This window comes from uncultured Lutibacter sp. (genome assembly GCF_937891065.1).
Classification (GTDB): Bacteria; Bacteroidota; Bacteroidia; order Flavobacteriales; family Flavobacteriaceae; genus Lutibacter.
The window spans coordinates 1-10,845 of sequence record NZ_CALAEQ010000247.1; the positions used below are offsets into that span (position 1 = coordinate 1).

Consider the following 10,845-nt stretch of genomic DNA (forward strand, 5'->3'; position numbering starts at 1 on the left):
AACAATTAAAAACTATTAATTATAATGGTGAAATTAAACGCAATATGTTGTACAAATAATTGCTTCCGATTTACCTTCAAAAAATTATTGCTATTGAACAATGGGTTCACTCCTATTTGCTATCTTAGCATTACAACAACGAAGCCATACACTGAGTGCGTTGGCTCCTTGGCAGACATAGAATTATAAATTAAAAATTAGAAAAAGATGAATTATTTAGGAATTGAATTATCAATGAGAACAATAATGCTACTTGGGGGATTATCAATGGTTACTTTTATTTTGATAGTTATTTTGTTGGCAAAAAGGTTTAATACAAAAAAATAAAATAGAAAAAGATGAATTATTTAGGAATGATTGAAATTTGGCAAATAGTTATAATATTATTAGCAATTATCGGAATTGTTTTGACAATTTCAGCACTAGTTAACATTTTAAAAAGTGAGTTTAAGGGGAATGATAAAATTGTTTGGGTATTGGTTGTCCTATTTTTTAATTTGGTTGGAGCGATTTTATATTTCACAATTGCCAAAAACAAAAAATATAAAGTTGAAAATTTAAATAACTATGAGTTTAATTACTGTAAAAAAATCACATATTGAATCCGAACTTTTAGCCCTTAGGAGTAAATTAGAATCTGAAGGAATAAAATGTTATTTCAAAAATGAATTTACTACTCAAATAATGAATTATTTACCATCATTCGAGGTTGAGCTTCAAGTATCAGATTCAGATTTAGAAAGAGTAAAAGAGGTAATGAATGAAATGGGAGACAACTAAAAAACGAATACTAGTTAATAAAAAAATATGAAATTATTAAATTTAAGTATCTTGTTAACCTTGTTTATTATGAATTCTTCTTTTGCTCAAGATTGGGCTAACTTAAATCGCTATCAGAAAGAAAATGCTGAATTGACAAGTTCTAATCCTAATAAACATCGGATTGTATTTATGGGAAATTCAATTACAGAAGGTTGGTTAACAAATCATCCAGAATTTTTTAAAAACAAACCTTATATAAACAGAGGTATTAGTGGACAAACAACGCCTCAAATGTTACTACGTTTTCGACAAGACGTTATCAATTTAATGCCATCAGCCGTGGTTTTATTAGCAGGAATAAATGATATTGCAGAAAATACTGGCCCATCATCAATTGAAATGATTGTAAACAATATTAAGTCAATGGTAGAATTGTCAAAAGCTAACAACATAAAAGTTATATTATGCTCAGTACTTCCAGCTTATGATTTTCCTTGGCGAAAAGGATTAGAACCTGCTGAAAAAGTGGTAAAACTTAATGAACAATTAAAAGTTTACGCCAATCAAAATGACTTAATTTTTGTTGACTACTTTACGTCTATGTCAAACAATTATAATGGATTAAAAGATGGCCTTGGAGATGATGGTATTCATCCAAATACAGCTGGATATTTGATTATGGAACCTCTTATTGAAGAAGCTATATCAAAAGCATTAATTAATTAAGTAATAAACAAATATATTTTAATCAATTTAAAATTGCGTTTTCAAAATCGCAATTTTTCATGCTAAAAAACACGATGTATAATTGTCAAAACATGAGAAAACTATTAACATTACTTCTTATTACTATAATATTCAGTTCTTGCAAAAAAGAGGAAGAAAAAATTATCTCTTCAGAAAAACTAAAGACTGATTATACACAATTTGTAAACCCTTTTATTGGAACAAGTAAAATGGGTCATGTGTTTCCTGGTGCAACAGCTCCTTTTGGTATGGTTCAATTAAGTCCACAAACCAATTTTGAAGTTATGTTCAATGAAGATGGTAATTATAATTCAGGTACTTATGAATATTGCGCGGGTTACCAACACCGTGATTCAACAATAATTGGTTTCGCACATACAAATTTTAGTGGTACAGGACATTCAGATTTAGGTGACTTTTTAGTGATGCCAACTACTGGAAGTTTAGTACTTGATCCCCTACAAACAAAAGAAGGTGATAAAGGTTTTTATTCTACATTTTCACATGATAATGAAGAAGCTTCACCTGGCTATTACAAAGTAGATTTAGATAGTTACGAAATTAAAGCAGAACTTACAGCAAGTGAACGTGTTGGTTTTCATCAATATACATTTCCAAAATCTAACAACGCGCATATTATACTTGATATGGTTTATAACGTATACCATCATGATAATAAGAACGTATGGACTTTTATTCGTGTAGAAAATGACTCATTAGTAACAGGTTATAGGCAAACCAAAGGCTGGGCAAGAGACAAAAAAGTATTTTTTGCAATGCAGTTTTCAAAACCTTTCAAAAGCTATGGTCATAAAAAATATGATGAAGTTAAATATGATGGTTTTTATAGACGGTTTAAGCAAGATGAAAACTTCCCAGAAATGGCAGGAAAAGACATTCGAGCCTATTTTAATTTTGATACTAAAGAAAACGAAAAAATAAATATCAAATTTGCATTGTCACCAGTAAGTTCTTCTGGTGCTTTAAAAAACTTAAAAGCTGAAATTCCTCATTGGGATTTTAATAAAACAAGAGAAGAAACTAAAACAAAATGGAATAATGAACTTTCAAAAATAGAAGTAACCACATTAACTGAAGGTGATAAGATCAATTTCTATACGGCTCTCTACCATACCAACCTTTCTCCTATTTTGTATGAAGACATAGATGGACAATACAGAGGACTAGATCAAAACATTCATACTTCAGATGGTTTTACCAACTATACTATTTTCTCGCTTTGGGATACTTACAGAGCATTACACCCATTATTTAACATCACACAACCCGAACGTAATAATGACATGATAAAGTCAATGTTGGCACATCATGATGAAAGTGTTCACAATATGCTTCCTATTTGGTCTCATTATTCCAATGAAAATTGGTGTATGATTGGTTATCATGCAACCTCCGTTATTGCAGATGCTATGGCAAAAAATATTGGTGATTTTGACCATGAACGTGCTTTAACTGCTTCAGTAAATACTGCTAGCGTAAGATATTTCGATGGCTTGGGAGATTATATAGATTACAAATACGTTCCAGATGATATGAGTCACTCTTCTGTTTCCAAAACATTAGAATATGCTTACAACGATTGGTGCATTGCACAAATGGCAAATCAAGTTGATAACGCTCAAATTAATGATGAGTTTATGAAGCGTTCAGAATATTATAACAATGTTTATGATCCTAAAAGTGGCTATATGAGACCCAAATTATCTGATGGAAATTTCAGAGAAAATTTCGACCCAATGGATACGCATGGACAAGGCTTTATAGAAGGTAATGCTTGGAACTATGGCTTATATGTTCCTCAAAACATTACAAAGATGGTTGATATGATGGGTGGTAAAGAAAAGTTTACACAACATTTAGATTCTCTCTTTACTATGGAAATAGATGAAAAATATATTGCTAAACATGAAGATATAACACGCGATGGCATTATTGGCAACTATGTTCATGGTAATGAACCAGGTCACCATATCCCGTATTTATATAACTGGACCGGTCATCCAAAAAAAACACAAGAACGTGTACGAATGATTATGAATACAATGTACGCTCCAACTGTTGATGGATTGTGTGGAAATGACGACGCTGGACAAATGAGCGCCTGGTATATTTTTAGTAGCTTAGGATTTTATCCTGTAACCCCGGGCTCTTCAGATTATGCACTAGGAAGCCCTTTAGTGAAAGAAGCAATTATCCATTTGAACAATGGAAAAACACTATCAATAAAGGCTACAAATCAAAGCAAAGAAAATATTTATGTAAAGAGTGTGTCAATAAATAAAAAAAATATTGATGGAACACTGTTATCGCATAATGACATTATAAATGGTGGTGAAATTGTTTTTGAAATGAGTAAAAATTAAAGATTGTAAGAATAACTATCCATAAGGAGATGTATAGATAATAACTCAGTATGTGTAAACTTAAAAAATTCTGAGAATTTGTCTCTGGTTTGTTTTCTTTTAATAATTTAGTTTCTACCAACGCAAAAAACATACACGAACAAGTTACAAAACATTGCTGATGAAAATTTTAACTATTGTATTTTGTTTTATAGTAACTCTCGGTTTTTCTCAAAAACAATATGATTTTGATTATATATTTGAATATGAATTGAATCATTACAAAGATTCAATTCATATTCCAAATCATCATTTTCATAAATCTGATAAGAAAATTCGAAGATATTATTTAACCAATTCAAAAAGCAATAATTATTTTGCTGTTATTACTGAAAAAGATAGTTTATACTATAATTTGGTTTTTATCGACCATCAAGGAATATATGCAAATGTTGATTATTTAAAGTCTGATTTAAATATAGCCGAATTTATAAATATAGATTGTAAGAATGTTTCTAAGACAGCGAATCCTTACAAATATAAAACTAGATATTATGACATTCAACATTTGAAAGACACCGTAATTGAAAATGAATCATTTTGGCAATATAAAATGATTTCTAATAAACAAAAAAAGAAAGAAAAAGGAAAAATTGGAACTTCAATTTATATAATTGAAAAATTCTCGGACTTTCACTTGCCACTTCTAACCTTTTCAACTTTATATGAAAAATATATACTCCATAAAGAATTACCAAATGGAATCATCAAGGAATATTTATATATAAACTACTATGGAAAATTGAGTGAAAAAGAGATGTTGATTAAATATAATAAAATTGACAAAAAAATAATATTACAGAAAGAATGTGACTATACTGCAAAATTAAAATGATACCATCATATAAAAATACGATTGGTAACAACATATGAGATATAAAAAAATGAATTTACAAAACAAAAAACTCGCCATTATCATAATAATTTCTGTAATTATATTACTTATACCGCTAATAGCCATGCAGTTCACAGAAGAAGTAAATTGGACTTTTTTCGATTTTATTATAGCTGGAATTCTACTGATTGGGACTGGTCTAATATGTGAGTTGACAATAAGAAAAGTAAAGAAAAAAAGACATCGAATTATACTTATTGTGGTAATTATTGTTGTGCTGTTCCTCTTTTGGGCAGAACTTGCAGTAGGTATATTTGGGTCACCATTTAGCGGAAACTAAATCAAGATTTTAATAAATTGAAAAAATTATAGGTAGAATATATGTTACTAGGAATTAATGAATAATTTTAAATATTAATTCTTTTAAAATTTCACCACTTGATAAATTTGCTCCTACTCCTTTACTTTTAACATCTGCTTCACGTAAAAAAGAAATAACCTGCGATACTTTTCGCATCGGATAATTTTTTGCTGCAGTTATATAGTCTGCAACAAAAAATGGATTTACACCTAACGATTTTGCTACATTATTTTTTGATTTATCTTTTAAGCTATGATAAATAAGTAGCTGTGTAAAAAAGCTATTCATTAAAGAAATTGTAACAACAATTGGATTGGCTTTTTGATTTTGTGCAAAATAGTTAATAATCATATTTGATTTATAAACATTTCGTTCTCCAACAGCTTTTCGTAATTCGAAATTATTATAGTCTTTACTAACACCAATATTTTCTTCAATATCTTTAGGAGTAATAATAGAGTTAACAGGTAAAACAACCATTAACTTATCAAGTTCATTACTTATTTTACTTAAATCGTTTCCTAAAAACTCCACCAACATTAAAGTTGCTTTTGTGTCTATTTGATATTTTTTACCCGCTAAAACTCGTCTAATCCAATCTGCAACCTGATTTTCATATAGCTTCTTACTTTCATAAACTAAACCATTTTTTTGAATGGTTTTGTATAATTTCTTACGTTTATCAATCGTTTTATATTTGTAACATAAAACTAAAATTGTTGAAGGTTGTGGATTCTCTGCATAGGAAACTAACTTTTCAATAGTTCTAGATAAATCTTGTGCTTCTTTAACAATAACAACCTGACGTTCAGACATCATTGGGAATCGTTTAGCACTATCAGAAATTTCTTCAATAGCAACATCTCTTCCGTATAAAACCATTTGGTTAAAACCTTTTTCTTCTTCAGTAAGCACGTTATCCTCAATAAATTCTGAAATTTTATCAATATAATAGGGCTCATCACCCATTAAAAAATAAATAGGTTTAATATTTCCACTTTTAATATCTGAAACTATTTTAGTAACGTCACTCATTTATAAAAAAAAATTAGCACTTTTGTGATATGCAGCAATTGAATTTACCAACATATAAATTCAGAATCAAAAGTACCAAAAATAAGTATGTTATTTTTGATATTATTAGAAAAAAATATGTGAGCCTAACTCCTGAAGAATGGGTTCGTCAACATATTATTCATTATTTAATTGAAGAAAAAAATTATCCTCTTTCATTAATTGGTATTGAAAAAAAACTTACTATCAATAAATTAACAAAACGCACAGATATTTTAGTCTTTAATACTGAAGGTTTACCACATATTATAGTTGAATGCAAAGCACCATCCATAAATATTAATCAAAATGCGTTTGACCAAATTGCTCGCTATAACTTAAAATTAAATGCCAATTACTTAATTGTTACCAATGGAATAAATCACTATTACTGTAAAATGGATTTTGAGAAGGAAGAATATGTTTTCTTAAAAAACATACCCAATTATATTTAAGAAAAAATTAGTCAATTTTTAAATGCTTTTGAAGTAAATTTGTCACTGTGAAAATAACCATCGTCATATTAAATTGGAACGGAAAACAATTGTTAGAAAAATTTGTTCCATCTATTGTAAAATACAGCAATTTACCCAACATAGAAATAGTTGTTGCAGACAATGCCTCAACTGATGATTCTGTGAGTTTTATTCAGCAAAATTATCCGAATATTAAAATTGTTGAAAATTTAAAAAATGGTGGTTTTGCCAAAGGTTATAATGATGCTTTACAACATGTAACATCCGATATTTATGCTTTGGTAAATTCAGATATTGAAGTTACTGAAGGTTGGTTAAATGCCATAATTTCAACTTTTAAAAATGAACCGAAAACTGCCATTATTCAACCAAAAATATTAGATTATAAGAATAAAGGTAAGTTTGAATATGCAGGTGCAGCAGGTGGTTTTATTGATAAATATGGATATCCATATTGCAGAGGTCGTATTTTTACAAGTTTAGAAACAGACCTAAAACAATATGATGATGTTGCGGAAATATTTTGGGCTTCTGGGGCTTGTTTTTTTATTCGTGCTAAAGTTTTTCATGAACTCAATGGTTTTGATGAAAGTTACTTTGCACATCAAGAAGAAATTGATTTATGTTGGAGAGCTAAGAATCTACAAAAAACGATTAAATACGTTGGAAAATCCACGGTGTACCACGTTGGTGGAGCAACATTAAAAGAAGCTAGTCCTCAAAAAACTTTTTTAAATTTTAGAAATAGCCTATTTACATTAGTTAAAAATTTACCACAAAATAAATTAATTCCAATCCTATTTATAAGACTAGTTTTAGATGGGGTTGCTGGTGTAAAATTTTTGTTGGAATTACGCCCATTGCATACTTTAGCAATTTTGAAAGCTCACTTAAGTTTTTATTATTATTTACCAAAAACATTCAGAAAAAGAAATAAAATTCAACTAAATAATAATTATTTTAGCGTTAATAGTATTGTCTGGAGTTATTTTATTTCAGGAAAAAAATCTTATAAAGAGTTGTAATTATACAATTTATAAAAAATCTAAACTTCCTTTACCTTTACGAATAATAACGACTTCTTCATCTGATAAATCAATGATTGTTGATGGAATGTTGCCTCCAAAACCACCATCAATTACAATATCAACTTTGTTTTCCCACTTTTCAAAAATCAATTCTGGGTCAGTTGTATATTCTATTAAATCATCTTCATCATAAATTGAAGTTGAAACAATTGGGTTTCCTAATTTCTTAACCAACTCTCTAATAATATTACTATTTGGTATTCTTATACCTACTGTTTTTTTATTCTTAAAAGCTTTAGGTAAATTATTATTTCCTGGTAAAATAAACGTATAAGGGCCTGGCAATGCTTTTTTAAGAATTTTATAGGTTGCAGTATCAATTTGTTTCACGTAATCTGATAAATTGCTCAAATCGTAACAAATGAATGAAAAATTAGCTTTTTCTAATTTAACGCCTTTTATTTTAGCTACTTTTTCCATAGCTTTTGAATTAGTAATATCACAACCAATACCATAAACCGTATCAGTAGGATAAATAATAAGGCCTCCTTTTTTTAGAACTTCAACAACTTTGTCTATTTCGCGTTCGTTAGGATTTTCTTCATATATTCTTACTAATTTTGCCATATTATTCATTTTAAGACAAATATAGTTTTTTTTGATCGTAAAAAAACCTGCATAAAGCAGGTTTTAAATAGTTCTTATTTTTCTATGAGTCTAAAGCCTTCTCCATGAATATTTAATATTTCAACATTCTCATCAAGCTTTAAATATTTACGAAGTTTCGCAATATAAACATCCATGCTACGTGATGTAAAATAATTATCATCTCTCCATATTTTAGTTAAAGCTAACTCACGTGGCATTAAATCATTTTTATAAATTGTTAACAATTTCAACAATTTACTTTCCTTAGGCGATAATTTTTGAGTTTCTCCATTGTCAAAAGATAAATGACGAAGTTTTGAATTGAAATCAAACTTTCCAATTTTAAATTCAAATTTTTCTTCTTCAACATTTTCATCACCTTCTTTACGTTGTAATATCGCTTTTATTTTATACAATAAAACTTCAGAATCAAAAGGTTTATTCAAATAATCATCAGCACCTGCTTCATATCCTTTTAATACATCTTCTTTCATTGTTTTAGCCGTTAAAAATATAATTGGCACGTCTACATTAGTAGCTCTAATATCTTTAGCTAATGAAAAACCATCTTTACGAGGCATCATAACATCTAAAATGCATAAATCGTAAATATCATTTTTAAACATTATAAGCCCTTCCAATCCGTCTTTTGCAAGTGTTACGTTATAATCGTTTAATGATAAATAATCTTTTAAAACTGTCCCAAAATTCGGATCGTCTTCAACTAATAAAATTTTTTTATTTTCCATTTCTTAATTATTTATATTAAAGGTAGTTTTATCGTAAAAGTGCTTCCAATACCTTTTTCACTTTCAACATAAACTTGCCCTTGATGAATTTCAATTATTTTTTTCACGTATGAAAGCCCTAAACCATGACCTTTCACATTATGAATATTCCCTCTTTCTTCTCTATAGAACTTTTTAAATACATTTTTTTGAACACTGTTACTCATTCCAATACCATTATCTTTAACTCTAATTGTAATAAATTTTTCTGAATTTTCAGTTAGAATTACAATTTCTGGAGCATCTTCTGAGTACTTAATAGCATTATCTAATATATTAACAATCACATTTACAAAATGAAATTGATTGGCTAAAATTTCTGTTGAATTAGCTTTTAAATTCATTTTAATATAACCTCCTTTATCTTTCACTAATAATTCAACATGAGTAATAGCTTCCTCTATTATGTCGTGAACATTTACCCTTTCCTTACCTACATCTAATTGATTTTTTTCTAATTTAGAAATTCTCAATACATTTTCAACTTGCGCATTCATTCTTTTATTTTCTTCTCGTATCATTTTAACATAGCGCAATACTTTTTCTCCATCACCAATTATCTTTGGGTTTTTAATAGCATCTAACGCCAAATTTATAGTTGCAATAGGTGTTTTAAACTCGTGCGTCATATTGTTAATAAAATCCGTTTTTATTTCAGAAATCTGCTTTTGCCTAACTAGTTGGTACAATGCACTTACAAAAGCTAAAATTATTATTAAAATAAAAAAGACTGAAAGCGCTAATATTTTATAAATTGATGATAAAATAAAATTTTTCTTTTCAGGAAATGTAACATGCAATTGAAAATTACTATTTCCATCTTTATCAGCAAACATTGGTACTTTGTAGCTTTTCCCAGCTTCATTCCTAAAATAACCCGATTTTAACTGAGTTGCCAAACCATTACTATAAATACCATATTTGAAATCTGTATCTATTCCTCTGCTTGAAAGTTCATTATCTAATCTAAAAGAAATTTCTCTATTACTAACTCTTTTATGAATAGGTAATTTACTTGTATAAACATCAAAAACACTTTCTAATGATGATTTTTCAGCTCCTTCTAGTCTTCCAATTTTAATATAGCTTTCTTCGGGAGCTTCAATTCTTTTATCATTATCTAAAACATGATCTTTTATAATTACAACTTGTTCTTTACTAAAAATTTCTTTAAAGTCTATAGAATCATTTTCAAAGAACTCAGTTGGAACCTTATAATTTTGCTCAATTATACTTTGAGAGTAGGTGAATTTTTCATTGTTAATTGTATCTATTTTTTCATAGATAAAATTTCGAATATCTGATTCCTTAAATTTTTCACCTTCCTTATAGATATCTGATAATTTTAAATAAAAATTTTCAAATTCTCTTTGTTTAATATCATCTGATACTTTTGCCAAAGCAAACCTAACATTTGATGTAAATTGTTCTTCTGTAATTTGTATGGTATTTTTAATCCAAAATACTTGAACAGAAATAATACCTATTAAGGCAATACTCATTAAAACAATGATGAGTACAAATATCCTTTTTCTCATTGTTCAAAAATAAACTTTTAATAGTAATAATGTTAATTTTTAACGTTCGTTAACAAAAAATATAATATTTTAACAATATATTAAGAGATATACTAATGTCTGTGTTTATTATCTATTAAATTAAAAATGGTCTCCACTTGCTGTTTTGTATCCTTTAATCTATTGTTCTCAATTACAAAATTAGAA

General features: G+C 28.2%; 12 protein-coding genes. 8 read left to right on the forward strand and 4 right to left on the reverse strand.

Going from position 1 to position 10,845, the window contains the following annotated elements; translation table 11 throughout:
• The first annotated feature begins 353 nt into the window (after nt 1–353).
• The 6 genes from Q0352_RS13320 to Q0352_RS13345 all read left to right on the forward strand — a co-directional run bounded on the left by Q0352_RS13320 (nt 354) and on the right by Q0352_RS13345 (nt 5,107).
• Nucleotides 354–602 carry a PLD nuclease N-terminal domain-containing protein gene (locus Q0352_RS13320; RefSeq protein WP_299528312.1) on the forward strand — a complete coding sequence of 83 codons (249 nt, stop codon included), beginning with the start codon at nt 354–356 and terminating at the stop codon, nt 600–602.
• Complete coding sequence (locus tag Q0352_RS13325) at nt 568–780, forward strand: DUF2007 domain-containing protein (RefSeq protein WP_299528270.1); 213 nt, start codon at nt 568–570, stop codon at nt 778–780. Before Q0352_RS13320 ends, Q0352_RS13325 begins: the two co-directional genes overlap by 35 nt.
• 69 nt (nt 781–849) lie before the next feature.
• Nucleotides 850–1,488, forward strand: coding sequence for an SGNH/GDSL hydrolase family protein (locus Q0352_RS13330; RefSeq protein ID WP_299528272.1), 639 nt, complete (start codon nt 850–852; stop codon nt 1,486–1,488).
• 92 nt (nt 1,489–1,580) lie between these two features.
• The gene (locus tag Q0352_RS13335; RefSeq protein ID WP_299528274.1) at nt 1,581–3,893 is read left to right on the forward strand and encodes a GH92 family glycosyl hydrolase; all 2,313 of its coding nucleotides are present in this window, start codon (nt 1,581–1,583) and stop codon (nt 3,891–3,893) included.
• Nucleotides 3,894–4,053: 160 nt separating this feature from the next.
• Nucleotides 4,054–4,767, forward strand: coding sequence for a hypothetical protein (locus tag Q0352_RS13340; RefSeq protein ID WP_299528276.1), 714 nt, complete (start codon nt 4,054–4,056; stop codon nt 4,765–4,767).
• A gap of 124 nt (nt 4,768–4,891) precedes the next feature.
• Nucleotides 4,892–5,107 (forward strand): hypothetical protein, encoded by a 216-nt coding sequence (locus Q0352_RS13345; protein WP_299528298.1) that lies wholly within the window; start codon nt 4,892–4,894, stop codon nt 5,105–5,107.
• Between the two features lie 54 nt (nt 5,108–5,161).
• Here the strand turns inward: Q0352_RS13345 and holA are convergent, their stop codons facing one another.
• A complete protein-coding gene (gene holA / locus Q0352_RS13350) occupies nt 5,162–6,163 on the reverse strand; it encodes a DNA polymerase III subunit delta (protein WP_299528300.1) in 1,002 nt (333 codons plus the stop codon).
• 29 nt (nt 6,164–6,192) lie between these two features.
• On the opposite strand from holA, the gene Q0352_RS13355 reads away from it, so the two are divergent.
• Both Q0352_RS13355 and Q0352_RS13360 read left to right on the forward strand, forming a co-directional pair.
• The gene (locus tag Q0352_RS13355; RefSeq protein ID WP_299528302.1) at nt 6,193–6,636 is read left to right on the forward strand and encodes a type I restriction enzyme HsdR N-terminal domain-containing protein; all 444 of its coding nucleotides are present in this window, start codon (nt 6,193–6,195) and stop codon (nt 6,634–6,636) included.
• 47 nt (nt 6,637–6,683) lie between these two features.
• Nucleotides 6,684–7,682 (forward strand): glycosyltransferase family 2 protein, encoded by a 999-nt coding sequence (locus Q0352_RS13360; protein ID WP_299528304.1) that lies wholly within the window; start codon nt 6,684–6,686, stop codon nt 7,680–7,682.
• A gap of 9 nt (nt 7,683–7,691) precedes the next feature.
• On the opposite strand, the gene Q0352_RS13365 is transcribed toward Q0352_RS13360, so the two are convergent.
• The 3 genes from Q0352_RS13365 to Q0352_RS13375 all read right to left on the reverse strand — a co-directional run bounded on the left by Q0352_RS13365 (nt 7,692) and on the right by Q0352_RS13375 (nt 10,659).
• Nucleotides 7,692–8,312, reverse strand: a complete 621-nt coding sequence (locus tag Q0352_RS13365) for an L-threonylcarbamoyladenylate synthase (protein WP_299528306.1) — start codon at nt 8,310–8,312, stop codon at nt 7,692–7,694.
• A gap of 74 nt (nt 8,313–8,386) precedes the next feature.
• Complete coding sequence (locus tag Q0352_RS13370) at nt 8,387–9,082, reverse strand: response regulator transcription factor (RefSeq protein WP_299528308.1); 696 nt, start codon at nt 9,080–9,082, stop codon at nt 8,387–8,389.
• A gap of 11 nt (nt 9,083–9,093) precedes the next feature.
• The gene (locus tag Q0352_RS13375; protein ID WP_299528310.1) at nt 9,094–10,659 is read right to left on the reverse strand and encodes a sensor histidine kinase KdpD; all 1,566 of its coding nucleotides are present in this window, start codon (nt 10,657–10,659) and stop codon (nt 9,094–9,096) included.
• Nucleotides 10,660–10,845 lie beyond the last annotated feature (186 nt).

What these genes read in the sequence shown, in the direction of transcription:
- Q0352_RS13320 (WP_299528312.1), top strand. Translation starts at nt 354, where the DNA reads ATGATTGAAATTTGGCAAATAGTTATAATATTATTAGCAATTATCGGA.
- Q0352_RS13325 (WP_299528270.1), top strand. Translation starts at nt 568, where the DNA reads ATGAGTTTAATTACTGTAAAAAAATCACATATTGAATCCGAACTTTTA.
- Q0352_RS13330 (WP_299528272.1), top strand. Translation starts at nt 850, where the DNA reads ATGAATTCTTCTTTTGCTCAAGATTGGGCTAACTTAAATCGCTATCAG.
- Q0352_RS13335 (WP_299528274.1), top strand. Translation starts at nt 1,581, where the DNA reads ATGAGAAAACTATTAACATTACTTCTTATTACTATAATATTCAGTTCT.
- Q0352_RS13340 (WP_299528276.1), top strand. Translation starts at nt 4,054, where the DNA reads ATGAAAATTTTAACTATTGTATTTTGTTTTATAGTAACTCTCGGTTTT.
- Q0352_RS13345 (WP_299528298.1), top strand. Translation starts at nt 4,892, where the DNA reads ATGCAGTTCACAGAAGAAGTAAATTGGACTTTTTTCGATTTTATTATA.
- holA (WP_299528300.1), bottom strand. Translation starts at nt 6,163, where the DNA reads ATGAGTGACGTTACTAAAATAGTTTCAGATATTAAAAGTGGAAATATT.
- Q0352_RS13355 (WP_299528302.1), top strand. Translation starts at nt 6,193, where the DNA reads ATGCAGCAATTGAATTTACCAACATATAAATTCAGAATCAAAAGTACC.
- Q0352_RS13365 (WP_299528306.1), bottom strand. Translation starts at nt 8,312, where the DNA reads ATGGCAAAATTAGTAAGAATATATGAAGAAAATCCTAACGAACGCGAA.
- Q0352_RS13370 (WP_299528308.1), bottom strand. Translation starts at nt 9,082, where the DNA reads ATGGAAAATAAAAAAATTTTATTAGTTGAAGACGATCCGAATTTTGGG.
- Q0352_RS13375 (WP_299528310.1), bottom strand. Translation starts at nt 10,659, where the DNA reads ATGAGAAAAAGGATATTTGTACTCATCATTGTTTTAATGAGTATTGCC.